The 24,985-nt window shown below is 70.5% G+C and carries 25 protein-coding genes, 1 tRNA gene and 1 other RNA gene; 12 read left to right on the top strand and 15 right to left on the bottom strand.

Annotated elements, in window-relative coordinates:
* Positions 1-118: 118 nt before the first annotated feature.
* Positions 119-1,522, bottom strand: a complete 1,404-nt coding sequence (locus HII36_RS00560) for a DUF7059 domain-containing protein (RefSeq protein WP_173521001.1) — start codon at positions 1,520-1,522, stop codon at positions 119-121.
* A 152-nt stretch (positions 1,523-1,674) separates the two neighbouring features.
* Here HII36_RS00560 and HII36_RS00565 point away from each other — a divergent pair, with 152 nt between their 5' ends.
* Positions 1,675-1,977, top strand: a complete 303-nt coding sequence (locus HII36_RS00565) for a hypothetical protein (RefSeq protein ID WP_173521002.1) — start codon at positions 1,675-1,677, stop codon at positions 1,975-1,977.
* Between the two features lie 10 nt (positions 1,978-1,987).
* On the opposite strand, the gene HII36_RS00570 is transcribed toward HII36_RS00565, so the two are convergent.
* From HII36_RS00570 to HII36_RS00580, 3 genes are read right to left on the bottom strand one after another with little or no spacing between them, the layout of a single operon-like run.
* A complete protein-coding gene (locus tag HII36_RS00570; RefSeq protein ID WP_173521003.1) occupies positions 1,988-2,962 on the bottom strand; it encodes an NAD(P)-dependent oxidoreductase in 975 nt (324 codons plus the stop codon).
* Positions 2,963-2,995: 33 nt separating this feature from the next.
* On the bottom strand, positions 2,996-3,595 hold the full coding sequence (locus HII36_RS00575) for a TetR/AcrR family transcriptional regulator (protein WP_173521004.1): 600 nt from the start codon (positions 3,593-3,595) through the stop codon (positions 2,996-2,998).
* A complete protein-coding gene (locus HII36_RS00580; RefSeq protein ID WP_173521005.1) occupies positions 3,592-4,104 on the bottom strand; it encodes a GNAT family N-acetyltransferase in 513 nt (170 codons plus the stop codon). Before HII36_RS00580 ends, HII36_RS00575 begins: the two co-directional genes overlap by 4 nt.
* A gap of 59 nt (positions 4,105-4,163) precedes the next feature.
* On the opposite strand from HII36_RS00580, the gene HII36_RS00585 reads away from it, so the two are divergent.
* The 4 genes from HII36_RS00585 to HII36_RS00600 all read left to right on the top strand — a co-directional run bounded on the left by HII36_RS00585 (position 4,164) and on the right by HII36_RS00600 (position 7,694).
* Complete coding sequence (locus HII36_RS00585; RefSeq protein ID WP_173521006.1) at positions 4,164-4,631, top strand: winged helix-turn-helix transcriptional regulator; 468 nt, start codon at positions 4,164-4,166, stop codon at positions 4,629-4,631.
* Between the two features lie 78 nt (positions 4,632-4,709).
* A complete protein-coding gene (locus tag HII36_RS00590; RefSeq protein ID WP_173521007.1) occupies positions 4,710-5,531 on the top strand; it encodes an SURF1 family cytochrome oxidase biogenesis protein in 822 nt (273 codons plus the stop codon).
* Positions 5,532-5,541: 10 nt separating this feature from the next.
* Positions 5,542-6,285, top strand: coding sequence for a tyrosine-protein phosphatase (locus tag HII36_RS00595; protein WP_173521008.1), 744 nt, complete (start codon positions 5,542-5,544; stop codon positions 6,283-6,285).
* Between the two features lie 212 nt (positions 6,286-6,497).
* The gene (locus tag HII36_RS00600; RefSeq protein ID WP_173521009.1) at positions 6,498-7,694 is read left to right on the top strand and encodes an amidohydrolase family protein; all 1,197 of its coding nucleotides are present in this window, start codon (positions 6,498-6,500) and stop codon (positions 7,692-7,694) included.
* Here the strand turns inward: HII36_RS00600 and HII36_RS00605 are convergent.
* The 4 genes from HII36_RS00605 to HII36_RS00620 all read right to left on the bottom strand — a co-directional run bounded on the left by HII36_RS00605 (position 7,691) and on the right by HII36_RS00620 (position 11,235).
* The gene (locus tag HII36_RS00605; protein WP_236003027.1) at positions 7,691-8,035 is read right to left on the bottom strand and encodes a YkvA family protein; all 345 of its coding nucleotides are present in this window, start codon (positions 8,033-8,035) and stop codon (positions 7,691-7,693) included. The two genes, HII36_RS00600 and HII36_RS00605, sit on opposite strands and share 4 nt — an antisense overlap.
* Before the next feature lie 47 nt (positions 8,036-8,082).
* The gene (locus tag HII36_RS00610) at positions 8,083-9,513 is read right to left on the bottom strand and encodes an amidase (protein WP_217368991.1); all 1,431 of its coding nucleotides are present in this window, start codon (positions 9,511-9,513) and stop codon (positions 8,083-8,085) included.
* A 20-nt stretch (positions 9,514-9,533) separates the two neighbouring features.
* Complete coding sequence (locus HII36_RS00615; RefSeq protein ID WP_173521010.1) at positions 9,534-10,493, bottom strand: LLM class F420-dependent oxidoreductase; 960 nt, start codon at positions 10,491-10,493, stop codon at positions 9,534-9,536.
* Positions 10,494-10,566: 73 nt separating this feature from the next.
* A complete protein-coding gene (locus HII36_RS00620) occupies positions 10,567-11,235 on the bottom strand; it encodes a TetR/AcrR family transcriptional regulator (protein ID WP_328807533.1) in 669 nt (222 codons plus the stop codon).
* Positions 11,236-11,609: 374 nt separating this feature from the next.
* Between HII36_RS00620 and HII36_RS00625 the strand changes: the two genes are divergently transcribed.
* Positions 11,610-12,563 carry a hypothetical protein gene (locus HII36_RS00625; RefSeq protein ID WP_217368992.1) on the top strand — a complete coding sequence of 318 codons (954 nt, stop codon included), beginning with the start codon at positions 11,610-11,612 and terminating at the stop codon, positions 12,561-12,563.
* 93 nt (positions 12,564-12,656) lie between these two features.
* On the opposite strand, the gene HII36_RS00630 is transcribed toward HII36_RS00625, so the two are convergent.
* The 5 genes from HII36_RS00630 to HII36_RS00650 all read right to left on the bottom strand — a co-directional run bounded on the left by HII36_RS00630 (position 12,657) and on the right by HII36_RS00650 (position 16,591).
* Positions 12,657-13,715 (bottom strand): aspartate-semialdehyde dehydrogenase, encoded by a 1,059-nt coding sequence (locus HII36_RS00630; protein ID WP_173521012.1) that lies wholly within the window; start codon positions 13,713-13,715, stop codon positions 12,657-12,659.
* Positions 13,712-14,986 (bottom strand): aspartate kinase, encoded by a 1,275-nt coding sequence (locus HII36_RS00635; protein WP_173521013.1) that lies wholly within the window; start codon positions 14,984-14,986, stop codon positions 13,712-13,714. The genes HII36_RS00630 and HII36_RS00635 overlap by 4 nt, the downstream gene beginning before the upstream one ends.
* A gap of 129 nt (positions 14,987-15,115) precedes the next feature.
* Positions 15,116-15,646, bottom strand: a complete 531-nt coding sequence (locus HII36_RS00640) for a DUF5063 domain-containing protein (protein ID WP_173521014.1) — start codon at positions 15,644-15,646, stop codon at positions 15,116-15,118.
* A complete protein-coding gene (recR, locus tag HII36_RS00645; RefSeq protein ID WP_173521015.1) occupies positions 15,639-16,238 on the bottom strand; it encodes a recombination mediator RecR in 600 nt (199 codons plus the stop codon). Before recR ends, HII36_RS00640 begins: the two co-directional genes overlap by 8 nt.
* Positions 16,239-16,240: 2 nt before the next feature.
* Positions 16,241-16,591, bottom strand: coding sequence for a YbaB/EbfC family nucleoid-associated protein (locus HII36_RS00650; RefSeq protein ID WP_139629532.1), 351 nt, complete (start codon positions 16,589-16,591; stop codon positions 16,241-16,243).
* A gap of 421 nt (positions 16,592-17,012) precedes the next feature.
* Between HII36_RS00650 and HII36_RS00655 the strand changes: the two genes are divergently transcribed.
* A complete protein-coding gene (locus HII36_RS00655) occupies positions 17,013-18,431 on the top strand; it encodes a helix-turn-helix domain-containing protein (protein WP_173521016.1) in 1,419 nt (472 codons plus the stop codon).
* 378 nt (positions 18,432-18,809) lie between these two features.
* Here HII36_RS00655 and HII36_RS00660 read toward each other — a convergent pair whose 3' ends face one another.
* Positions 18,810-21,209 carry a DNA polymerase III subunit gamma and tau gene (locus tag HII36_RS00660; RefSeq protein ID WP_173521017.1) on the bottom strand — a complete coding sequence of 800 codons (2,400 nt, stop codon included), beginning with the start codon at positions 21,207-21,209 and terminating at the stop codon, positions 18,810-18,812.
* A 31-nt stretch (positions 21,210-21,240) separates the two neighbouring features.
* Positions 21,241-21,336, bottom strand: an RNA gene (gene ffs / locus HII36_RS00665) — signal recognition particle sRNA small type.
* Positions 21,337-21,419: 83 nt separating this feature from the next.
* Here ffs and HII36_RS00670 point away from each other — a divergent pair.
* The 5 genes from HII36_RS00670 (at position 21,420) to HII36_RS00690 (ending at position 24,832) form a co-directional block, all read left to right on the top strand.
* Positions 21,420-21,507 (top strand) — tRNA-Ser (locus HII36_RS00670).
* 209 nt (positions 21,508-21,716) lie between these two features.
* Positions 21,717-22,706, top strand: coding sequence for a KPN_02809 family neutral zinc metallopeptidase (ypfJ, locus tag HII36_RS00675; protein WP_173521018.1), 990 nt, complete (start codon positions 21,717-21,719; stop codon positions 22,704-22,706).
* 78 nt (positions 22,707-22,784) lie between these two features.
* Positions 22,785-23,627, top strand: coding sequence for a KPN_02809 family neutral zinc metallopeptidase (gene ypfJ / locus HII36_RS00680; protein WP_173521019.1), 843 nt, complete (start codon positions 22,785-22,787; stop codon positions 23,625-23,627).
* Between the two features lie 48 nt (positions 23,628-23,675).
* Positions 23,676-23,972: a type II toxin-antitoxin system VapB family antitoxin gene (locus tag HII36_RS00685; RefSeq protein ID WP_173521020.1), complete on the top strand. Its 297-nt coding sequence runs from the start codon at positions 23,676-23,678 to the stop codon at positions 23,970-23,972.
* Between the two features lie 188 nt (positions 23,973-24,160).
* A complete protein-coding gene (locus HII36_RS00690) occupies positions 24,161-24,832 on the top strand; it encodes a DUF4352 domain-containing protein (protein WP_173521021.1) in 672 nt (223 codons plus the stop codon).
* Positions 24,833-24,985 lie beyond the last annotated feature (153 nt).

Here is a 24,985-nt window from a genome sequence, read left to right on the forward strand (position 1 = left end):
GACGGCTAGCCGCCTCACTCAGACGACCGGCCGGACCTGACACGTCCCTCGAACCCCCCAGGTCCGTGCCGTAGTAAGCAGCCTTCACCACGGGGGTCAACGTCGAATCAACGCCGGATCAAAGCACGAAGTAGCCCTCGGCGATGAGCGGTCTGATGGCCTCGGCGTCGGGCATGTCGCCGTCGCCGACCAACTCGGCGATCACGTTGAGCAGCGGGCCGAGCGCGAGCTGGCCGTCGCACACGCCGGCCAGGGCCGCCTCCACCGTGCCGACCTCCCTGCTGCGGCGCAGGCCCTGCGTCTGGCGCAGCACGATGCGCATGGGGTCTTCCGCGCCGGGCAGGCCGATGCGCTCGTCCAGCAGGCCGTCGGCGGTCTTCAGCAGCGCCGCGCCGAGGTCCTGCGCGCGGTGCGCGATCGCGATCGCGTCGAGCACCCCGTCGACGTAGTCGCCGACGGGCAGCGCCACCTGGTGGGTGAAGTGCTCGACCCGGACCACCGGGTCGAGCGTGCCGGAGTTGCGCAGCGTGATCCAGCCGAAGCCGACGCCCTCGACCTTGCGGTCGTCGAACCAGGCCAGCCAGCGGTCGTAGTGTTCGGCGTATCGCGGGGTGCCCTGCTCGGCGGCGTCCTTGAGCCACAGCTCGACGTATTCGGCCGGGTCCTGCACGTCGCGCTGCACGACCCAGCCGTCGCAGCCGCTCTCGCGCAGCCAGCCGCCGACGCGCTCGCGCCAGTCTTCGCCCTCGACGTGCAGCCAGTTGGCCAGGAAGTGCGCCTGACCGCCGGGGGTGAGGTGGCGTGGCGCGCGGCGGACGAGGTCGCGGCAGAAGTCGTCGCCGTCGCCGCCGGACTCGCGGTAGGTCAGCTTGCCCTCACGGGCCGGCGCGATGACGAACGGCGGATTGCTCACGATCAGGTCGAACAGCTCGTCGGCGACCGGCTCGAACATCGACCCGGCCCGCGCCTCCACGTCCGTGATGCCGGACAGCTTCCAGCTCAGCCTGGCCAGCTCCAGCGCCCGCGGGTTCAGGTCGGTGGCGGTGACGTGGTCGGCCCGGCCGGCCAGGTGCAGCACCTGCACGCCGCAGCCGGTGCCCAGGTCGAGCGCGCGCTGGACCGGGCGCCTGGTGACGAGCTGGGCCAGGTTCGCCGACGCGCCGCCCGCGCCCACCACGTGGTCGGGACGCAGCGCCGGGTCGCCGGGCCGCACCTTGCGGTCGGAGACCAGGTAGCCGCCGGTCTCCCAGGGCTGCAGGTGCACGGTCGCGACGAGCTCGTCGCCCGACGCGGTGACCAAGCCGGACTCGCGTACTTCCGGGGCGACGTCCTTCGCCTGGACCGGGACGCCCAGCCACCACAGCCTGATCAGCGTGGCCAGCGGGTCGCGCCCGGCCGTCGCGCGCAGGGCGGGGATCAGTTCCTCGCGGGCCAGCGCACCGGCCGCCATGTCGCCCAGGCGCTCACGGACGCCGTCGATCGTGTAACCGGTCTCCAGGAGGTGATGGCGCAGTCGTTCCACAGGCCCATCTTTTCACCGCGAGCTCGTCCGGATGTTCCAATACCGAGGGTGTTCATACTGTTACTTAAGTATCCAAGCATTCTGTAAGCGGCGTCCAAGTCACGCGCGATATCTCTTAGGGAGCAATCTCGCCGTCCGAAGGAGCGGACCTCATGCTGATCCCGTGCTTGGCTTGCGAGGCCCGTTTCCGGCCCGATGAATACTTCAACGCGTGCACCGACTACCACCGCGGCATGGACCTCGTCTCGTGGACGTGCCCGCGCTGCGGCAACCGCGACGACCTGCGCGTTCTGCCCGGTGAGCTGGGGTTCGGCTATCCGTACCGCGGCCGGTTCGACGTGCACGACCGGGTGCGCGTGCCCGGGCTGCGCAGGCAGCGCGGCGACCTGCGGCTGGACATCTCGCTGCACGCGCAGAGCTGGCGCGTGAGCACCAGGCTCAGGCAGCCCGCGTGAACCGAGTGAGTCAGGCCGGGTCGGCCACCCGCTGGGCGGGCACGCAGGCGTAGGCCGGGCGCTCGCCGCGCAGCAGCCTGGCCAGGTCCGCGACCAGGGCCTGCGCCAGCTCCTCCCGGCTCTCCCCGGTGGCCTCGCCCAGGCGCGGGGTCAGCACCACGTTCGGCAGCCTGGTCAGCGGGTGCGCGGGGTCGAGCCATTCGCCCTCGAAGTGGTCGAGACCGGCCCCGCCGAGCCGGCCCCAGCGCAGCGCGTCGACCAGGGCGGTCAGGTCGTGCAGCGCCCCGCGCGAGGTGTTGAGGTAGACCGATCCCGGACGCATCGCGCCGAACTCGGCGTAACCGAAGAACCCCCTGGTCTCCTCGGTCAGCGGGACGTGCAGCGAGACCACGTCCGACTCGGACAACAGCGCGGTCAGGCTGTGGGTGGCCTCGGGCACGCGCGGGTCGCAGACGATCACCCGCATGCCCAGCCCCTCGCAGCGCCAGCGCATGGCCCTGCCGACGCGGCCGAGACCGACGATGCCCACCGTGCGCCCGCTCAGCCGGCGGCCGCGGTGCCGCTGCGCGGGAGGCACCCGGCCGCGGTAGACGCGGCCCCTGCGCACCTCCCTGTCGGCGGTGACGATGTTCCTGCTGACCGCGAACATCAGCGCCAGCGTCAGCTCGGCGACCGCCTCGGGATCACGGTCGGGCGCGTGCAGGACGGTCACCCCGCGCTCGGCGGCCAGCGTCAGATCGACGCTGGTCGGCGCGCCCATGCTGGCGACCACGTCGACGGGGAGCGAGAGCACCGACGTGCGCACCTGGTCGCCGTCGGTGATGAGCACGTTCGCGCCGGTCTCGATGACCAGGTCGGCGAGTTCGTCGTCGGTGAAGCCGAGGCTCGGCCGGGTGTGAACCTCGCTCAGGTCGGCGACCTCGCCCAGACGGACGAGCGCGCTCTCCGGCAGGGCGGGCAGCACCAGTGCCCGAGGTCTTTTCACATTCGGACAATAACACCACAGACGGTGCTCAGATCATCGCTCCCCGCGCTGACGCAGGCTCTGCCACGCCGCCTCGCCCAGGCCCTTGATCTCGTCCTCCGAGGGCGCGTGCGCCCCGGCGAACCACAGCCGGCACATCTCCTGGGCCGGACCCAGCCACAACACGTAGCACATCGTCGGGTCGACCGGCTGGAGCAGGCCGTTCTTCATGTGCGGCTTCCACCAGTCGGAGACCTTCTTGAAGAAAGCCCTGCGGGCCTCCGCCACCTCGGCGCCACCCGGTTCGTGCTTGCGCGGCGGACGCTCGCTGACCAGCAGCCTGGCGCGTTCGGGATGCTCGCCGGCCCAGCGCATGTGGAAGGCGACCACGGCCTCGATGCCGTCGCGCGCCTGCTCGTGCCTGAGCAGCTCGGCGACGAACTCGCTCTGGTAGGCGGCCAGGATCTCGGCGTAGAGCACGCCGAAGACATGCTCTTTGCTGGCGAAGTGGTGGTAGAAGCTGCCGACGCTGACGCCGCTCTCCTCGCGGAGGCTGGCCAGAGTGGTGGCAGAAACCCCGTCTTGGCTGAAGCGGCGCAGGGCGCCCTCGATGATGCGGGTGCGGCCGTCGCGTCCGTTCTTGACACTCTTCACGCTGTCAATGGTGTGCCACCAGAACCTTGTTCCGCAAATACCGCTGCCTGATCGATCATAGCGGTCACCTCCACGGATCCGGAAGTGACCTTCATTTTGGCATCTGGCCATAGTCTGCGGATGAGTTTCAGGACTCGTCGGTTCTCGCCGAGAACGTCCATTCCGACGGTGGTCGCCCCCCTTACGGCGGCTCTGAGCAACAACGCGTCGACCAATTTCGGTCCGAGACCGAAACCCTGCCATTCGTCGGTGACCACCACCGCGATCTCCACGTCCGCGCCGTCGCCCCGGTAGCTCATCGCGTGCCCGACGATCTCCCCGTTCATGGTGGCGACCAGCGCGTCGCGGCGCTCGTCCAGGGCGAGCAGGGTGCGCACCAGGACGGTGGCCGGCGTGGCGACGCCGGTGAAGAAACGCAGGGTCTGGGTGTGCAGCGACAACCCCCGCAGGAATCGCGTGATCCGTTCCTCGTCGTCGGCCCGGGCCGGGCGGATCTGAGTTCCCAACATAGACCCAGCTTGCTCTTCCGAGGCTGAGTCTGTCAATTGAACTCAGGTATAATGCGGCAATGAACGTTCCCTTCCGGGTGAACAACTGCTCGATCGAGCGCACCCTGGACATCGTCGGGGAGAAGTGGACCTTCCTGGTGCTGCGCGAGGCGTTCGTGGGCGTGCGAAGATTCGCCGACCTGCAGGCGATGACCGGCGCGCCCCGCCAGGTGCTCAGCGCCCGGCTGGCCCGCCTGGTCGACGAGGGGCTGCTGCGCAAGGAGCCGTACCGCGAGCCGGGTCAGCGCCAGCGCGACGAATACCGGCTCACCGAGAAGGGCCGCGACCTGTATCCGCTGCTGGTCGCGCTGATGCACTGGGGCGACAAGTACCTGGCCGACGACGCGGGACCGCCCGTCCTGCTCACCCACCGCGGCTGCGGCTCGCCCATCGAGCAGCACTTCCGCTGCGCCCAGGGCCACGAGGTGGACGGCCCCCGCGAGGTCACCCCACTGCCCGGCACGGGCGCCCGGCTCGAATCAGCGTGAGCCCGCAGGGCTTATGACTCCACTCAGGGGTCGAGTGCCGCGTGAGGGAGCACCGCACCCGGTGCCTAACCTTGAAGGGTGTACCGGTTCCTGCTGACACCCCGATGGATCGCGCTCCACGTGGTGGTGTTGCTCGTCATCCCCGCCTTCGTGTTCCTCGGCAGGTGGCAGTTCGGGCGCTTCGAGGAACGCTCGGCCAACAGCACCCAGGTCACCGCGAACCTGGAGTCCGCGCCGGTGCCGCTCGGCGAGCTGGCCGCGCCAGGGCGTCCGGTGCGCGAGGCCGACCGCTTCCGCACCGTGACGGCGACGGGCGCCTACGATCCGGCACACGAACTCGTCGTACGCCGCCGCCCGCAGGAGGGCAGGCTGGGCTTCTACGTGCTGACCCCGCTGGTCACCGGCGACGGCCAGGCCGTGCTGGTGAACCGGGGCTGGGTCAAGGCGGGCGAGACGGCCGACGCCATGCCCCAGGTCCCGCCGGCGCCCACCGGTCAGGTAAATGTCACCGGAAGGCTACGTCCGAGCGAGACCGAGGAGTCCAGCGGCATCAGGGATCGCGCCGGGCTGCCGGCCGGGCAGGTCCTGCTGATCAACGCCGGCAAGATCGGGCAGGGGTCGCCGTACCGGCTGGTCGACGGGTACGTGGAGCTGACCGCGCAGCAGCCGGCGCCCGCCGCCGCGCCCGAGCCGGTCCCCCAGCCCGACGTGGGCGCGGGCGGCGGGCTGAACCTGGCCTACGGCGTGCAGTGGTGGCTGTTCATCGCGATCGCCATCGGCGGCTGGCTGCTGCTGATCAGGCGCGAGGTGGCCGATCGCCGGGCCCGCGAGGGCGAGGAGGGCGCCGCACCCGAGGAGGAGGCCGCCGCGTCCCAGGAGGCGGGCCAGGCCGCCAATTAAGGTGTTAAGAGTGATCCGCCACATCGAATTCGCCAACATCTGCAATTTTCGTGACGTAGGTGGATATGCCGCCCAGGACGGCCGTACCGTCCAGTGGCAGCGGCTCTACCGTGCCGACTCACTCGGCTGGCTGGCCGGGGAAGACCTGGAGACCTTCCGCGCCCTGCGCGTCCGCACCGTCATCGACCTGCGGCACGCGTTCGAGGTGGAGAAGTGGGGCCGGGTGCCGGAGACCGAGGGCCTGAACTACCTGAACCTGCCCATCGAGGGCCGCCGCTGGGACATCGCCGTCTACAGCGACGAACTGGGCGTCGCCCGCTACCTGGCCGACCGGTACCTGGAGGTCACCGAGGACGGCGTCGCCAACCTGCGTACCGCCATGGAGACGCTCGCCCAGCCCGGCAACGCTCCGGCCGTGATCCACTGCGCCGCGGGCAAGGACCGCACCGGGCTGCTCGCCGCGATGGTGTTGTCGCTGGTCGGCGTCAGCGAGGACGACATCGTCGCCGACTACGCGCTGACCGGCCTGGCCACAGAGAGATTCATCACCGACTTCCGGGCCAGGCACGCCGACGCCCCGGTCTGGCCGGGCTTCGGCCAGGCCCCCGCCGAGGCCATGAACCTGTTCCTGGCCGATCTCAAGCGGCGGCACGGCTCGGTCGAGGGCTACGTCACCGACGTGCTCGCACTCGACCCGTCGGCCATCGACGCACTTCGGGCGCATCTTCTGACTGAAGAGATCTCGGCTGGGTAGTGGCGGCGCCGGGGCTCGCACCGCAGCACCCTCACCACCGCGAGCCCCCACCTGCCCGGGATCGCCCGCAATCCCCTCCCGGCGATCCCGGGTCTTGAACACCCGAAGGACCCCGGCGACCGAGCCGCGCGCCGAGCGCGGCGACAACACGGATACCCAACGGAGACGTCGCAGCTTGTTCGACGTTATGCCGCCGTCGTACGGTTACCTGCGTGACTACGCCGCTGCTCCCCGACCCAGATCCGAGGCGGCGCGACTACGTGATCATCTCCGCCGACGATCACCTGATCGAGCCCCCCGACCTCTTCGAAGGTCGGCTGCCGGAGAAATACGCCGACGTCGCGCCCAAGGTCGTGGAGACGGAGGCCGGTCACCAGGTCTGGCGCTACGGCGGGGCGACCTACCCGTGCGCCGGCATCGACGTGGGCGCCGGCCTGCCCCGCGAGCAGTGGACACTCGACCCGGTCAGGTTCGAGCACATGCGTCCCGGCTGCCACGACATCGAGGCCCGCGTCGAGGACATGGACACCGCGGGCATCTGGGCCGCGCTGTGCTTCCCCGGCATGCTGGCCGGGCAGTCGGGCATGCCGTTCGCCCGCACCCGCGACAAGGACCTGGGCCTGGCGCTGGTCAAGGCGTGGAACGACTGGCACATCGACGTCTGGGCGGGCACCTACCCCGAGCGCATCATCGGCCTGCAGCTGCCCTGGCTGCCCGATCCCGACCTGGCCGCCAAGGAGATCCGGGCCAACGCCGCGCGCGGCTTCAAGGCCGTGGTGTTCCCCGAGTTCCCGACCAGGCTGCGGCTGCCGTCGATCCACTCGGGCCACTGGGACCCGTTCTTCGCCGCCTGCGAGGAGACCGGCACGGTCGTCGCGCTGCACACCGGCGATTCGTCCTGGTCGCCGGTGCCCTCGCCCGACACGCCCATCGAGGCGATCACCACGCTGATGCCCACCAGCGCCATGTTCGCCTGCGCCGACTGGCTGTGGTCGGGCCTGCCGCTACGCTTCCCCAACCTGCGCATCCTGATCGTCGAGGGCGGCGTGGGCTGGCTGCCGATGCTGGCCGAGCGCGCCGACTACGCGCTCGACCACCCGGTGGCGGGCGAGGCGAAGTGGGACGGCGGGCTCAAGCCCAGCGAGGTGCTGCGCCGCAACTTCTTCTTCGGCACGCTCGACGACCACGCGCTGTCGGGCGTCCGGCTGGCCGTCGGCCTCGACCACGTGCTGCAGGAGAGCGGCTACCCGCACTCCGACTCCACCTGGCCCGACACCCAGCAGGCGGTGGCCAGGAACCTCGGCGCGCTGCCGCCCGCCGACATCGCCAGGGTCGCGTACGGCAACGCCGCCCGCCTGTTCGGGCACCCGCTGCCGTCACGCGCCTGGCTCAGGATGGAGCAGATCTAGCCGGCCAGCCGGCCCTGGATGACCTGGCGTTCGTGTTCGACGTAGCGGCCGCTCTCGCCGAGCAGCGAGGCGGCCAGCCACAGGAACACGCCGAAGTCGTCCACGACGCCGATCGCCAGCAGGAACTCGGGGAATACGTCCAGCGGCGACAGGATGTAGAGCACGCCCATGCCCATCATGGCGAGCTTGCCCTTGCCCATGCCGGCGTAGCGCCCGCGCATCACCGCGCCCACCATCCTGGGGATGGCCCGCACCCTGGTCATCAAGCCAGGCGTGCCGGGCTTGGTCACCTCGCGGTACGTACGCCATGCCGCCGCCGCCCGTGCTGCCTTCGCCATCATGAGTTCCCCCTACCCCGGTCTTCTCACGACATAACGCGTTGGGCCCGCTACGGGTTCCCCCTGTCCATCGCGGGATGCGTGAACGGCCTGGCCCGCTCGATCTGCGCGGCCACCCTGACCAGCAGGTCCTCGCGGCCCGCCGCGGCCACGAGCTGCACGCCGACGGGCAGCCCGGCCGCGTTCACGTGCAGCGGCAGCGAGATGGCCGGCTGGCCGGTGGCGTTGACGGGCGAGGTGAACGACACGGTGTGCGCGGTCCTGCCGAAGGCGGTGCTGAGGTCGTCCGGCGGGATCCAGCCCAGCGGGAACGGCGCGACCCCTGCCGACGGCATCAGCAGCAGGTCGAAGCCGGAGTTCCACCAGGCGGCCATGCGGCGGCGGAAGCCGTCCACCCACTGGGTGGTCAGGATGTGCTCGGCGGCGCTGCGCTGCCGTCCGGCGGTGACCATGGCCGCGTTGCGCGGCTCCAGCTCCTCCAGCTCCACCGGCCGGCCGCGGACCACGCCCAGGCTGACGATCTGGGCCGCCAGGTTGTTCGACACGATCGCGCCGAAGTGCTCGGGGAACTCGGGCTCGCCCAGCGCCTCTGGATGTCCTGGCAGGACGTCGTGCCCGAGCGCTTCGAGCAGGGCCGCGGCCAGGTGCACCGCCTCGGTCAGCTCGGCCACCTCGGGCACGTCGCCGCGCGGGTGCGCGCTGACGAACCCGACGCGCAGCCGTCCGGGGTCGGCCTCCACCTCGGCCGCCAGCGGCCGGGGCAGCGCGGGCGCGTCGTACGGGTCGCCCTGCTCGTATCCGGAGACGACGTCGAGCGCCGCCGCCGTGTCGCGGACCGTCCTGGTGACGAATCCCGGGCAGGAGAAGCCGCTCCAGCCCTCGCCCATGTTCGGGCCCAGGCTCAGGCGGCCGCGCGTCGGCTTGAGCCCCACCAGGCCGCAGAAGGAGGCGGGCACGCGGATCGAGCCGCCGCCGTCGCTGGCCGTGGCCAGGGCCACCATCCCGGCCGCCACCGCCGCCGCGGAGCCGCCGCTCGAACCGCCGGCCGAGTGGCCCGGGTCGTAGGGGTTGCGCGTGGGGCCGAACGCGGCCGGCTCGGTGGTGATCGTGCTGCCGAACTCGGGGGTGTTCGTCCGGCCGAGCATCACGAACCCGGCCCGGCGCAGCCGGACGACGCCGTAGCCGTCCCCGGGGATCTCGATGCCGTCGCGTACCCGCGAGCCCGCGCTGTACGGCTCGCCCGCCTGCCGCCAGCCGAGGTCCTTGAGCAGGATCGGCACGCCGCGGAAGGGCGCGTCGGCGGGGATGGCGTCGATCTCGGCCAGCGCGCGTTCGAAGCGCCGGTGCACGACCGCGTTCAGCTCGCCGTCGCGGGACTCGATGGCCGCGATCGCCGCCTCGACCAGCTCGCGCGCCGACACCTGCCCGTCTCTGACGGCCTGCGCCTGGCCGACCGCGTCCAACCTCAGTACGTCGTCCATGCAAACAACCTCCTGATCGGTTACCGCTGAGGAGCCAAATCCCGCACGGCCTGGTCGATCGGCACCTCACCTCCTGGGATCGGCGCCAGGACCGGCGTGTCGAGCCCGTTGTCCACGTACTGCTGGATCCTGGCCCGGCAGGTGGCCGCGTCGCCGTGCACCACCAGCGCGTCGACCACCTCGTCGGGGATCGCCTTGAGCGCGGCCTGCCGGTCTCCCGCTGCCCAGGCCTCGTGCATCGGACGCAGCGCCTCGCCCCGGCCCAGCCAGTCGTGGAAGGCCGCGTAGACGGGGACGGTCAGGTAGCTGGCCAGCATCCAGCGGGCCATCTCGCGTACCCGGTCGGTGTCCTCGCTCACGCACACGAACAGCCGGGCGATCAGCTCGGTGTCGGGGCCGATCTCGGCGCGGACGGTCCTGACGTCTTCCGGCGAGAGCCAGTTGGTGATCGCGCCGTCGGCCTCCGCGGCGGCCAGGCGCAACATGCGCGGCCGCAACGCGGCCAGCACGATCTTGGGCGCCTCGCGCGGCGCGCGCTCCAGCTTGAAGCCCTTGATCTCGAACGTCTCGTACTTCTCCGACACCTTCTCGCCGGCCAGCGCCTTGCGCAGGAAGCGCAGCGTGTCGCGGGTGCGCGCGTACGGCTTGTCGAACCGTCCGGCGTTCCACCGCTCCACGATGGCCGGGGACGAGGCCCCGATGCCCAGCACGAACCGTCCTGGCGCCAGATCGGCCAGCGTGGCCGCCGACATGGCCAGCAGGCCGGGGCCGCGCGTCGAGACCGGCACGATGGCGCTGCCCAGCCGCACCCCCGGCGCCCATTCCGCGGCCATCGCCAGCGGCACGAACCCGTCCACGCCGTTCACCTCGGCCGACCAGGCGTCGGTGTAGCCGAGCGCGGGCAACTGCGCGATCAGTTCTCTGGACCGCGCCAGCGAGCGGTCGTAGAAGGGGATCGTCATGCCCCAGTTCTGAGTCATCTCGGGCCTCCGGCTCCGGGTGGATCACTAGGCCCCGACCATACCTACCAACCGGCCGGTATGTCTCCCCCGGTCAGGCTCTCAGCTCGTGCACTGCGGCGATGAAGTCCTTGGTGATGCCGCGCAGCCCCGGCAGGTGCGACAGCCCGACGAGCCGGTCCACCAGCGGAACCGTGACCTCGATCAGCCGGTACGTGCGCGCGCACCCGGGCGAGGTGTCGTGCACCCAGAACAGCACCATGCCCATCGACAGCAGCCACAGCAGCTCCGGCAGCTCCTCGCGCAGCTCGGCGTTCATCCGGTCGCGCGCCCCCTCGACCACCTGCCGGTAGATGGCGATGGACGCCTCGCGGGCCGGCGAGGACTGGGCGCTGAACGGGCTCAGCGGGTTCGTCGGCTCGGCCGCGTGCTTGAAGAACTTGACGGCGAACTCGTGGTAGGGCTCGGACACGCGCACCCATTCGCGCAACACGCCGCTCAACCGCCCGGCGAACGAGGTCTCCGTCGCCAGCAGGTCTTTGCAGGCCTCTTCGTGCTCGGCCTGGGCGCGGTCGTAATACGCCTGGATCAACGCCTCCTTACTCGCGAAGTAGTAATAGGCGTTGCCCACGGAGACGCCGGCCTCGGCGGCGATGGCGCGCATGGTGGTCGCGTCGAAGCCGCGCTCCCGGAACAGTCGCAAGGCCGTCTCGACGATGACCTCTCGGGTGCTCTCCGATCCTCGGTTTCGGGCTTCGGACACGTTGGTCACTTTACGTCGTGATGGGCCCGGAGGGGGAAACCCGCTCACCAGTCGGTCACCGCCCAAACCGCACATATCGCCCACGAAGGTCATGACGCTGCACGTTGATCACTGTCACACGGTAAAGATGCCCATGAGCAAGGGGTTATCTGGGGTGAAAGGTGGGATTGTCGTTTCGAGCGGAAGGGCTATTTCCGCGAAAAGGCATCGACATGTGGATACGTGGCACAGTACGTCGCATCATCGTCGTACTCCTCGGCATTCAGATCTCCATAATCGCGCTGGCGACGGGCGCCTCTGCCGCTTCCCCGGTACCCGACGGGGAGCTGCGCCCGGCTGCGGCACCGATGACCCGCATGTATCACTTCGGGGGGATGTTCAAGATCCCGCGGTGGTACACGGAGTTCGATCACCCGTGGGCCACCCTCCGGCGGGCGGCCATGTACGAGGCTCTCTCGCACGCCTACCCCGAGCTGGAGCACGCCTGGCCGCAGGTCTCGCTGCCCGGGCTGCGCGAGGTCTATCGGGAGCGTGACGAGCGGTCCGACGCCGAGCACGCCGAGGCCGAACGTGCGGAGGCCGCGCAGGCGGAGTTCCCCGACGGTCCCGCCGGGCCGCACGACCTCGACGAGACCAGCGCACTCAGCGAGTCCGGGGAGCTCAACGAGTCCGGCGAACCCGGCGAGATCCGCGAACTGCGCGAGTTCGAGACCTGGGCACGGCCTGAGCAGTCCCAGGAGAGCGTCCAGAGCCGCGTCGGCGGCCAGGCCGAGCACGCGGAGCACGCGGCGCGCGAGACCGCTCAGCGGGCCGCCGACGGCCGTCAGGCGGCGCAGCGCGGCTCCGAGGGCCGCCGTGCGGCCCTGCAGCGGCCCCAGGTGGTCCAGCGGCACGCGAAGGTGGATCTGGCCAGGGTGCTGCCCAGGCAGGCCGCGGTGCCCATGTCACAGGCCACCGCGGCGGGCTGGCTCAAGCGGGCGGGCCTGCGCCTGTCGTCGAGCGGCGGCTGCACCAGCAAGCACGGGCACCACTGCACGTCCCTGGAGAAGGTACGCACCGGGACGATCGCCAGCGTCATCGCGCTCAAGCAGCGCAGCGGCTGTCCGATCATGGTCACCGGCGGCACCGAGGCCGGCCACGCCCCCGGCCGCTACAGCCACGGCAACGGCTACAAGCTGGACATCACGCCGAACGCCTGCATCAGCCGCTACATCACCAAGAACCACAAGTACACCGGGGTCCGCAGCGACGGCGCCCGCCTGTACCGCTCCGCCTCCGGCACCGTCTTCGCCAACGAGGGCGACCACTGGGACATCCTGTTCAAGTGACGCGCTGCTCGGGCGATGCGCACGTACCTGGAACGCGTGCGACGCCGCACCCCACGGAAGGGCACGGCGTCGCGACAGCGGACCAGACAGGCGTTACAGCTCGGAGGCCACCAGCTCGGCGATCTCCGCGGCGTTGAGCGCGGCGCCCTTGCGCAGGTTGTCGCCGCAGACGAACAGGTCGAGCGTGTTCGGGAAGTCCACCGCCTGCCTGATGCGCCCCACGTAGGTCGGGTCGGTGCCCACCACGTCGATCGGCGTCGGGTAGACCCCGTTGGCCGGGTCGTCCATCAGGACCACCGTCGGCGCCGCCTCCAGCACGCGGTGCGCGTCGGCCACCGTGATCTCACGCTCGAAGCGGGCGTGCACGGCCAGCGAGTGCGTGGTGATGACCGGCACCCGCACGCAGGTCGCGGAGACCTTCAGGTCCGGGATGCCGAGGATCTTGCGCGACTCGTTGCGCAGCTTGAGCTCCTCGGAGGCCCAGCCGCCGTCCTTGTACGAGCCCGCCCACGGCACCACGTTGAACGCGATGGGCGCGGGGAACGGCGACTCCTCGGGCAGCTTGTTGGCCAGCGCCTTGCGCACGTCGCCGACCGCCTGGCCCACGCCACGGTCGCCGGCCAGCGCCTCGATCTCGTCGTAGAGCCGCTCGGAACCAGCCACACCGGCGCCGGACACGGCCTGGTAGGAGGCCACGACCAGCTCCTTGAGCACGTACTCGGCGTGCAGCGCCCCCATCGCCGCCATCATCGACAGCGTCGTGCAGTTGGGGGTGGAGATGATGTTGCGCGGCCTGTTGCGCGCGTCGAGCGGGTTGACCTCGGGCACGACCAGCGGGACGTCCGGCTCCATGCGGAACGTGCCGGACTTGTCGATCGCGATCGCGCCGCGCTCGGCCGCGATCGGCACCCACACGGCCGACACCTCGTCGGGCACGTCGAAGATGGCGATGTCGATGCCGTCGAAGACCTCGGGGGCCAGCGCCTGCACCACGACGTCCTCGCCGCGCACCTTCAGCACCTTGCCGGCCGAGCGCGCGGAGGCGACGAGACGGATCTCGCCCCAGATGTCCTCACGCGAGGACACGATGTCGCGCATGACGGTGCCCACCGCACCGGTCGCCCCGATCAGGGCGAGATTGGGCCTGCTCATCGTCCTGAACCTCCATACACCACGGCTTCGACCTGGTCGGCGTCGAGATCGAAGGCACGGTGGGCGGCCGCCACGGCCGCGTCGACACCGTCCTGCTCGACGATCACAGAGATGCGGATCTCCGAGGTGGAGATCATCTCGATGTTGACCCCCGCGTCGGCGAGGGCCGCGAAGAACGTCGCCGTGACGCCGGGGTGCGAGCGCATGCCCGCGCCGATCAGCGACACCTTCCCGATCTGGTCGTCGAAGAGCAGCGACTCGTAACCGATCTGACCCTGGATCTTCTTCAGCGCCGTCAGCGCCGTCTGGCTGTCGGACGTCGGCAGCGTGAACGAGATGTCCGTGCGACCGGTGGCGGCGGCCGAGACGTTCTGCACGATCATGTCGATGTTGATCTCAGCGTCGGCCAGGGTTTTGAAGATCGAGGCAGCCTCGCCGACCTTGTCGGGAACCCCGACAACAGTGATCTTGGCCTCGCTCCGGTCGTGCGCGACGCCGGAGATGATCGGCTGCTCCATCTCGGTTCCTTCGGTGTAAGGGTCGGAGACGACCCACGTGCCTTCCCTGGTGCTGAAAGAGCTGCGTACGTGAATCGGCAGGTTGAACCGCCGAGCATATTCGACGCAACGCAGGTGCAGGATCTTCGCGCCGCAGGCGGCCATCTCCATCATCTCGTCGTAGGAGATCCTGGGGATCTGCCGCGCCACCGGCACGATGCGCGGGTCGGCGGTGTAGATGCCGTCGACGTCGGTGTAGATCTCGCACACGTCGGCCTCGAGCGCCGCCGCCAGGGCGACCGCCGTGGTGTCGGACCCGCCGCGGCCCAGCGTCGTGATGTCCTTGGTGTCCTGCGAGACGCCCTGGAAACCGGCCACGATCGCGATGTGCCCCTGCTCGATCGCCTCGCGGATGCGGCCGGGCGTCACGTCGATGATGCGGGCCTTGCCATGGGTGGAGTCGGTGATCACGCCGGCCTGCGAGCCCGTGAACGAGCGGGCCTCGTGGCCGAGGTTGGCGATGGCCATGGCCAGCAGGGCCATCGAGATGCGCTCGCCCGAGGTCAGCAGCATGTCGAGCTCGCGGCCCGGAGGCAGCGGCGACACCTGCTCGGCCAGGTCGAGCAGTTCGTCAGTCGTGTCACCCATGGCGGAGACGATCACGACCACGTCGTTGCCGGCTTTTTTCGTCGCGACGATCCGCTGCGCGACCCGCTTGATGCAGGACGCGTCGGCGACGGACGAACCACCGTACTTTTGCACAACGAGCGCCACGAGAGTCTCCCGGTTTGGACTGTGAGCTGCCAGTCTACTGGGGGCCTCTCATGCGCCTGGTGGTTCATACCACTATGTGGACATTCCCCAGGCAGGGGACCTCGTGCGCCATTCCCCCGGCGGGGAACCTCAGACGGTGGTGGCCTCCTCCGCCACGTCGAGCCGCGAGTGCGCGGCCAGGGCCTGCAGCGCGCGCATGGCCGCGCCCGCGTGGTTGCCCCAGGTGTTGAAGTACGAGTACTGCCACCACCACAGCGCCTCGGCCGGCCGGCCCGCGCGGTAGTGACGCAGCCCGTGGACGAGGTCGGCGGCCACCGCGGTCAGGTCGTCGGACAGCCGGTACGGGGTGACGCTGGTGTCCTTGTACGGGTCGAACACCTCGGCGTAGTCGTCGACCGCGTCGAGCCGCTCGGCCAGGGCCGTGCGCACCCCGTCGATGTCGGGGTCCTCGCTCAGCGGCGGCTCGTAGTTGCCCGACAGGATCACGTCCTGGTTGGCGCCGAGCTTCGCGCCCGCCAGGCTCACCTGGGCGACCTCCACCAGCAGCAGCGACCAGATGGCGTCGCCGCCTTCACCGCCGGCCACCCTGGTCAGGCCGTCGAGGTAGTTCTGCGTGTGTCCGGCGATCTCCTCCGCCAGCGCTCCCCACAGGTCAGACATCAAGGAGCCTCCGTCCTTCGAACGCGCGGCCCAAGGTCACCTCGTCGGCGTACTCGAGGTCACCGCCCACGGGCAGGCCGCTGGCCAGTCGTGTCACTTTGATGCCCATCGGCTTGACCAGACGGGCGAGGTAGGTGGCCGTCGCCTCACCCTCGAGATTGGGGTCGGTGGCGAGGATGAGCTCGGTGACCCGGCCGTCGGCCAGCCTGGTCATGAGCTCGCGGATGCGCAGGTCGTCGGGGCCGATGCCGTCGATCGGGCTGATCGCGCCGCCGAGCACGTGGTAGGTGCCGCGGTATTCGCGCGTCTTCTCGATCGCCACGACGTCTTTCGACTCCTCGACCACACAGATCACGTGCGTGTCGCGGCGCGGGTCGCGGCAGATGCGGCATTCCTCCTCGGAGGCCACGTTGCCGCACACCCGGCAGAACCGGACCTTGTCCTTGACCTCGAGCAACGCGTGCGCCAGCCGTTTGACGTCCGCGGGGTCGGCCGCCAGCAGGTGGAAGGCGATCCGCTGCGCGCTCTTGGGACCGACGCCCGGCAGCAGGCCGAGTTCGTCGATCAGGTTCTGGACGACGCCTTCGTACATGCCTAGAACCCTGGCAGCTGCCCGAGGCCGCCGCCACCCAGGCCCTGAGCCAGCGGCCCGAGCTTCTCCTGCTGCAGGTCGGCGGCCGCGCGCACGGCATCGCGGACGGCGGCGATGACCAGGTCGGCGATCGTGTCGGCCGTGTCCTGGGCGTCACCGGCGTCGATGACGCTCGGGTCGATCTTGAGTTCGAGCAGCTCGCCCGAGCCGTTCACGACGGCCGTGACCAGCCCACCGCCTGAAGAGCCCTCGATCTGCGCGTCGTTGAGCTCCTGCTGGGCGCTCACTAGCTGCTGCTGCATGAGCTGGGCCTGCTCCAGCAGCTGCTGCAGGTTGACATCCCCTGGGTTCACCGTCGTGCGCTCCTCGTGGCTCCGCGTTCTTGACTGCCACGAGCCTACGGTGTTTGGCGTGAGTCCTGTACTGGAGGCATCGCACGTGTTTTCGCCGGGACCGCTGTAGCGCCGTCGTCCGACGGGCACACAATCCTTGCTTTCCACCTATTGCCGCGCCCCTCCGCCGCTTTCACCGGGATTCCGGAACCGGTCACCCCTGGATGCTTTTGGCCGGGTCCCGGCCCCCCTCCAGCGTCCGGGACCCGGCCAGCACGTCGGACGGAGCGGCCGCACCACGCCGACGCGTTGAACGAGAACGCTAGCCGGGCGGGGGTTGCGCACACGTTGCGTTCATTCAATCACCCCCTGCAATCCCCCAGAAGCGGTTGCGCGGGACGGCGACACGTCGGATGCTCTACTTGACTACTTGGAGTGACCGATGAGTTACCCCCATCTCGACGCGTACTCCCGCCTGCTCCGGGGAGCCCACGAAGCGGCGGTGACCGGTGAGGTCTGGCCGGCGTCGCCCCGCGGCCTGATCAGCGCCTCCTGGCGGCGCTCGCTGGCGGCGGGCATCGACCCGGACGGCGGAGGCGCACCGCTCGCCTGGGACCCGTCGCGCATCGCGGGCATCCGCGACGCGCACCCGCTGCGGCCACTGCTGCCGCTGCTCGTCCAGACATTGACCGCCATGGCCGACGAATCAGCACATGTCATGATCGTGACCGACGGTGACGGCCGGGTGTTGTGGCGCGACGGCAACCACGCCGTCATGCGCCGCGCCGACCAGGTCGGCCTGGCCGACGGCCACCAGTGGGCCGAGGACAGCGTCGGCACCAACGGCATCGGCACCGCCCTGGCCACCGGCCGGCCCGTCCACGTGTACTCGGAGGAACACCTGATGCGGGTGCTGCACGTCTGGTCGTGCAGCGCGGCCCCCATCACCGACCCGGACTCCGGCCAGGTCATCGGCTGCGTCGACGTCAGCGGCACCGCCCGCAGCCTGCACCCGGCCACCGTCGCCCTGGTCGGCGCCACGGCCAAGCTCGCCGAGACGCAGCTCGCCGTACGCATGCACGAACGCGACGACCGCCTGCGCCGCCGCTTCGAGGCCCTGCACACCCGGGCCGTCCTGCTGTCGCCCACGGGCCGCGTCATCGCCGGCGACCCGGCGGGGCAGCTCGGCGAACGCGTCCCGCTGCCCGGCGCGGGCCGGCGCATGATCCTGCGCGACGGGCGCGTGGCCCAGCTCGAACCCTTCTCCGACGGCTACCTGGTACGCCCCGCGCCGACGGCCGCGCCGCCCACGCTGACCCTGTCGCTCCTGGGCGACGGGCCGCACACCGCCCGGCTGGACGACCGCGAGCTGCCGCTGTCACTGCGGCACGCCGAGATCCTCGCCCTGCTGGCGTTGCACCCGAAGGGCCTGACCGCCGAGCAGCTGTCCTACCTGCTGTACGGCGACGACGGCAACCCCGTCACCATTCGGGCCGAGATCCACCGGCTGCGTGCCCAGCTCGGCGACACGGTGGCGGCCAAGCCGTACCACCTGACCTGCCCGGTGGAGGCCGACTTCCTGGCCCTGCCCCGGCTGCTGGCCGCCGACGACGCGGCGACGCTGGCCCGCGCGTACCCGGGGCCGCTGCTGCCGCGCTCGGAGTCGCCGGAGATCCGCCGGGAACGGGACGAGCTGGAGGCCCAGGTCCGGGCCCGGCTGCTGCGGGACGGGGCGGCCGACGACCTGTGGACGTACGCACAGACGTCCGGGGGGCGCGACGACTTCCAGATCCTGGAGCGCCTGGCCGCACTCACCGCCGACCCCCGCTCAGCCGCCGCCCGCTCCCGCCTGTCCTCCTGACCGCCCCGCGCTCCAGCCCGGTCCTCTCGACGCCCCGCGCAACAGCCCGACCCTCTCGAAGTCGCGCACTCTGGCCCGGCTCTGTCGACGCCGCGCGCTCTGGCGCGGCTCACGTTCTTGATGTCGCGCACTCCGGCCCGCGTTCTCAACCGCCTCGCCCGCCGACTGCACCCGGGCGGCCGGCCTCAGGCCTGCGCGCCCCTCGGGGAGCCGCCACCATCGCCACCCTCGGCGACACCACCGCAGCGGCCCTTACCGCCGCCGTCATCGCCCCGCCGTCATCGCCCCGTCGTCGTCGCCGCCTTCGGGGCCGCCGTCATCGGCCCGCAATCGCCGCCACCGTCGACGACGCCGATGTCGCCATCGATGTCGACAGCGTCAGGTGTGGTCGATCTCGCCGATGACCTGGGCGCCCAGTTCACGCTCCAGCAGCGCCATCCCCGAGACCGCGTCGACGTCGGCGTCCGCGTCGTTCAGCGGGTCGACCTCGTCCGCGTCGCTGCCCTTGGCCCGCCCCGGGATGGCTTCGGGCCAGCCGCCGCCACCGCCGCCGCCACGAGAGGCCGGGGTACGCGGCCCCGCCTGCGCGGCCGCCCTGGCCGCCGAACGCGCGGCGGCCAGGCCCGCGCCCGCGAGCCCGCCACCTGCGGGAGCGCCCTGACCGACCGGCATGGTCTGCGTGGGGTCAGGGGACGGCGGGGAGCCCGGGCTGAGGTCGTCGGGTGCGTCGGGCCAGGATTCGTCGGTGGTCGCCCGTGCCGGGGCGGCCGGAGGGTGGCCGGGCTCAGGCGAGCCCGCCTCGCTGGAGGAGCCGCCGCCGTGCGAGCCGGTACGCCCCTGAGACGTCACACCGGGAGCCCCCGCCCCGCCCTGAGGACTGGTGGTGCCCTGCGGCGCCGCGGACCCGTGAGCAGGCGCGGAGGGACTGTGGGCAGGCGAGCCGGGGGAAGGAGGCGCCTGCCTGGCCGGACCGGCGCTCCTGGCGCCCTGCGGCATCGGCGAGCCGCCGACCACCGCTTCCACGCGCCACGTGCCGCCGAGCACGTCGCCGAGCGCGGCGGCCACCACGGCGTCCTTGCCGCCACCGGTGAAGTTCTTCATCGCGCCGACCTGCGAGAAACCGAGCGTGACCAGGTTGCCTTCGACGCCGACGACCTGGGCGTTGGTGCTCACGTTCGCCCAGACGACGATGCTGCGCTGCTTGAGCGCGCCCAGCACGGCCGCCCACTGCTGCACCGGCGCCTGCCCGCCCGGAGCCGGGCCAGTCGCGGCGACGGGACTCGGAGCGTCCGCCGAAGCGGCCATGTCCGGCTGCCCCGGCCCGGCCGCCGGAGCGGCGGCAGGCTGCCCACCGCTGCCCGGACGCACGGTCTCCGGCCAGTCGTCCGACGCACCCGAGCCACCACCAGTGCCACCCGCCGGGGCGGGCACGGATGCGACCGCTGGACCGGACGCCGCGGCGTCGATCACCGGCCCACGTACGGCCTGACTGGCCGCCCCGGGCCGCGGAATGCTCACCGCGCCCGTCGCGGGAGCCGAAGCGGGCGCGGCCGGCTGAATCGCAGGCGCGGGGGCATGGGGCGCGGGCGCGGCGGCGGACCTGGCCGCCATCTGCGCCACGGCGCCGCCCCGCTCAAGACGTTCGAGCCTGGCGAGCAGCGCCCCCTCGCCCTGCGCCGCCCCGGGCAGCAGCACGCGGGCGCACACCAGTTCGAGCAGCAGCCGCGGCGCGGTCGCGCCGCGCATCTCGGTGAGCCCGGCGTTGAACACCTCCGCCGCGCGGGTGAGCTCGGCCGGCCCCATGGACGCGGCCTGCGCCACCAGCCGTTCGAGCTCGTCGGCAGGACGGTCCAGCAGCCCGCTGGACGCCGCCTCGGGCACGTTGGCCAGGATGACCAGGTCACGGAAGCGTTCGAGCAGGTCGGAGGCGAAACGACGCGGGTCGTGCCCGCCTTCGACGACCCGGTTGATCGCGCCGAAGACCGCGCCGCCGTCACGGGCGGCGAACGCGTTGACCACCTCGTCGAGCAGGTCGCCGTCGGTGTAGCCGAGCAGGGAGACGGCCTTGGCGTAGGTGATGCCGTCGTCCTCCGCCCCGGCCATCAGCTGGTCGAGCACGGACAGCGAGTCACGCGCGGAACCGGCGCCCGCCCGAACCACCATGGGCAGCGCGGTCGGCTCGAAGGGCACGTCTTCTGAGGTGAGGATCTCCTCCAGCAGCGCGCGCAGCGTCGTCGGCGGCATCAGCCGGAACGGGTAGTGGTGCGTACGCGACTTGATCGTGCCGATGACCTTTTCCGGCTCGGTCGTCGCGAAGATGAACTTCAGATGCGGCGGAGGCTCCTCGACGAGCTTGAGCAGCGCGTTGAAACCCTCGCGGGTCACCATGTGCGCCTCGTCGATGATGTAGATCTTGTAGCGCGCGGACACGGGGGCGAAGAACGCCCGCTCACGCAGGTCACGCGCGTCGTCGACACCACCGTGCGAGGCGGCGTCGATCTCGATGACGTCGAGGTGGCCGGGACCGGTGGGGGCGAGCGCGACACACGACTCGCAGACACCGCACGGGTCGGGCGTGGGGCCCTGCTCGCAGTTGAGAGAACGCGCCAGGATGCGCGCGCTGGAGGTCTTTCCGCATCCACGCGGGCCGCTGAACAGGTAGGCGTGGTTGATGCGGCCCGTGCGCAACGCCTGCCGCAGCGGGTCTGTGACGTGTTCCTGACCCTTGACCTCGGCGAAGGTCCCGGGTCGGTACTTGCGGTAAAGCGCAAGGCTCATACGACCATCCCGCCTGCGAGGGGGCTCTCAACGAAGAGACCCCCCGCACACCCGCCAGAGCCCGCTTATCCTTGCTGCCTTCCGGCCCTGGGGAGGTTCACAGGATGACGCCGCGCGAGGGGTCCCTGAACAGTCTAGCGGGACACAGCAGTGCTCGCTCCAGCAAAATCGTGGTCTCCACAACTCGGGGAGTCCGGTAAGCTCGTCGGCGGAGGATTCGCCTAGTGGCCGAGGGCGCACGCTTGGAAAGCGTGTATAGGGCAACCTATCAGGGGTTCAAATCCCCTATCCTCCGCCAGCTCAGAAGGGGTGTGCCGAGATCACGGCACACCCCTTCTCGCTTTGCGGCCTGATTTTGTGGCGATCCGATCGGTCGAGCCGCCGACTGAGATCACGTTCCCGGCCGAGACAAAAGGCGATTTCCTGAAAGATCGTGTCCTCTCACCGCCAAACGGTCACTGTGCGTATTTGTTCGCTTACCGGGGAGGATGTCGTTCGGGGGGAGCCATGCAGTGGGACCAGGATCAGCCACTCGACCCGTCGCAGGTCGAGGACGTACGAGCCGGAGGACCGGCGCCCGGCGGTTTCGGCGGCGGCGGCATGTCGCCCGGCGGCTGCCTGCCCGGCGGATGTCTCCTGCTGCCGCTGCTCGGCCGGCGCGGCGGCTGCCTGATGCTGATCGTCGCGGTGGCCGCGTTGTTCCTGTTCAGGGTCGTCCCCTCGCCGTTCAGCGGTGACGAGGGCGGCCAGTACGGCCCGCCCGGCCAGGAGGGCGGACGCCAGCCGCAGGCCCCGCCGCAGCTCTCGCCCAGCGGCAACCTCGCCCAGCGGTGCCAGACCGGGGCCGACGCCGACCAGTCCGAGGACTGCCGCATCGTGGGCACGGTCAACAGCATCCAGTCGTACTGGCGGCAGGCCTTCGACCAGCGTGGCGGCACGGCGTACACGCCGGCCAAGACCGTGTTGTTCTCGCGGGCGGTCAACACCGGGTGCGGGGCCGCCGATTCGTCCGTCGGGCCGTTCTACTGCCCGGCCGATCGCAAGGTGTACCTGGACCTGTCGTTCTTCAACACCCTCCAGCGCGACTTCGGCGCGCAGGGCGGGCCGTTCGCCCAGGCGTACGTGGTCGCGCACGAGTACGGCCACCACGTCCAGAACCTGCTCGGCACCATGAACCGGGTCGGACGCGACAACCGCCCAGGCGCGGACAGCCCGTCGGTGCGGCTGGAACTGCAGGCCGACTGCTACGCCGGGGTCTGGGCGCACAACGCGGTCAAGACCGGCTTCTACAGCCAGCCGTTCTCGCAGAGCGACATCAACCAGGCGCTCGACGCCGCCGCGGCCGTCGGCGACGACAGCATCCAGCGCCGCTCGCAGGGCCGCGTGACGCCCGACGCGTTCACGCACGGCACCTCGCAGCAGCGCGAGAAGTGGTTCAGCGTCGGCTACGACAGCGGCGACCCGAAGCGGTGCGACACGTTCTCCGGGGGAATCTAGGCGTCCGTTCTGGGAAGTCGTCCTTTGCAGCCCCCAGAAGGGACGTTCTTCTGGGCAGCCCCAGAAGGGACGTTGGCGATGGACTTCAGGGACGACGTCAACCTCGACACCTCACAGGTGGAGGACGTCGGCGGGAGCGGTGGCGGCGGTGGCGGCGGCGGATTCCCCGGCGGGATGATCATCGGCGGCGGCGGGATCGTCAGCCTGATCGTCATGGTGGTCGTGTTCGTGGTGAGCAACTTAGGCGACGGCGGCGGGAGCGAACCCGCGCAGCGCCGGCCCCAGTCGAACCTCTCCGAGCAGTGCCAGACCGGCAAGGACGCCGACCAGTCCGAGCGTTGCCGCGTGGTGGGCGTGGTCAACAGCATCCAGAACCACTGGAAGCAGGAGATTTCCGAGTATCAGCCGTCGAAGACCATCCTGTACTCGGGCAGCGTACGTACCGCCTGCGGCAACGCCGACTCCTCGGCCGGCCCGTTCTACTGCCCCGGCGACCAGCGCGTCTACCTCGACCTGAGCTTCTTCGACCAGTTGCACAGCCAGTTCGGCGCCAAGGGCGGGCCGTTCGCGCAGGCGTACGTGATCGCGCACGAGTACGGACACCACGTCCAGAACCTGCTCGGCGCGCTCAACGCGGGCAGCTCGGTCCCTGTCGAGCTGCAGGCCGACTGTTACGCGGGCGTCTGGGCGCACAATGCCGTCAAGACCGGCTTCTACGAAAAACCCTTCACCGCGGCGGAAATCTCCGAAGCGCTCGACGCCGCGGCCGCCGTCGGCGACGACAGAATCCAGCAACGCACGCGCGGCCGGGTAGATCCGGAATCGTTCACCCACGGATCTTCCGAGCAACGCGTCAACGCGTTCCAGCGCGGCTACAAAAGCGGCCAGCCCGGCGATTGCGACCTCGCTGAGCTGGGCTGACGTCCACCGATAGCACAAGCAAACGAATTCTCTCCTAAAATCAATGGGGTGATCTTCAAGCTTGTCGGCGACGGACGCCCTTATCCCGACCATGGTCTGACCCATCGAGAGTGGGCTCAGATACCGCCGCGGCAGGTCCGGCTCGACTCCTTGATCACCACTAAGGCCATGCTGGACCTGCACTCCCTGCTCGCCGCCGACTCCACGTTCTACGGCGACCTCTTCCCGCACGTGGTGCAGTGGCAGGGCGAGCTCTACCTGGAGGACGGGCTGCACCGGGCATTGCGCGCGGCGCTGCACCAAAGATCCATCCTGCATGCCCGGGTGCTGGAACTACCCAACTGAAACGGATGAAAAGGGGTCGCGATTCGCGGCCCCTTTTTACTATGGGGCGACAGGCACGACCCTTCTTTCTTGGAGAAGCCTTGTCGTATCCGCCGCAGCCCACTCCTCCCGGATACGGACCAGCACCCCCCGCCCACTGGGCGAACACTCCTCAGCCGCCCCCTCGGAAGGGCGGTGCGGGCGTCGTCGTGGCGCTGGCCGTCGGGGTGACTCTGCTGCTGCTCGGCAACGGCTTGACGATCTTCATCCTGCTCACCGCCGGGCACACCCCGGCGGCCGAGGCGAGCAGCCCCAGGCAGCCCATCGCGCCGAACGTCCCGAACGAGCCGAACGTCGTCCCCGATCGCGGCCAGGACGACCGGACGGACAGGCCCGCCACGCCCAGCACGCTCGACACGCCTGACACGCCTGACACCCGGGCCGCCGCCCGGCTCGGCGACACGGTCGTGATGGAGGGCGACCCCGTCGACTATCCCGATCGCGAGATCGCGGTGACCGCCAACCGGCTCATGTCGCCGGTGACGTCGCAGAACACGCTCTTCACCCCGAAGCCGGGACACCGGCTCGTGGCGGTGCACCTCACGATCAGGAACCAGGGCGGCGAGATCTACCAGGAATGGCCGAGCGAGCACGCCGAACTGGTCGACGACGCCGGCGAGAGCCACCGGGCGGTGAGCCCGGGCGGCGACGGGGACATCCGCGAGGGGCAGGCGTTCCAGCTCACCCAGCTCAAGACCGGTGACAGGCAGACCGGGCTGATCGTGTTCGAGATCCCGGAGACGGCGGTGCCTCTCACGTTCCGCTACGGCTTCGCCAGGAGCTTCGACAGCGAGATCCACGGTGAGTGGGCTCTGTCCTGAGCGGTGTGAACCTGACCGGGGTCTCAGGCGTCACAGCATGGCCGTGACCAACGTGCGTGACCAACGTGATCGTGGAGTGCAGCCGTGTCGTATCCGCAGCATCAGCCCGGCGGGCCCGCGCCGCACGGACACGACCGCCCGCATCCCCACGCC

The organism is Nonomuraea antri (genome assembly GCF_013283785.1).
Lineage (GTDB): Bacteria > Actinomycetota > Actinomycetes > Streptosporangiales > Streptosporangiaceae > Nonomuraea > Nonomuraea antri.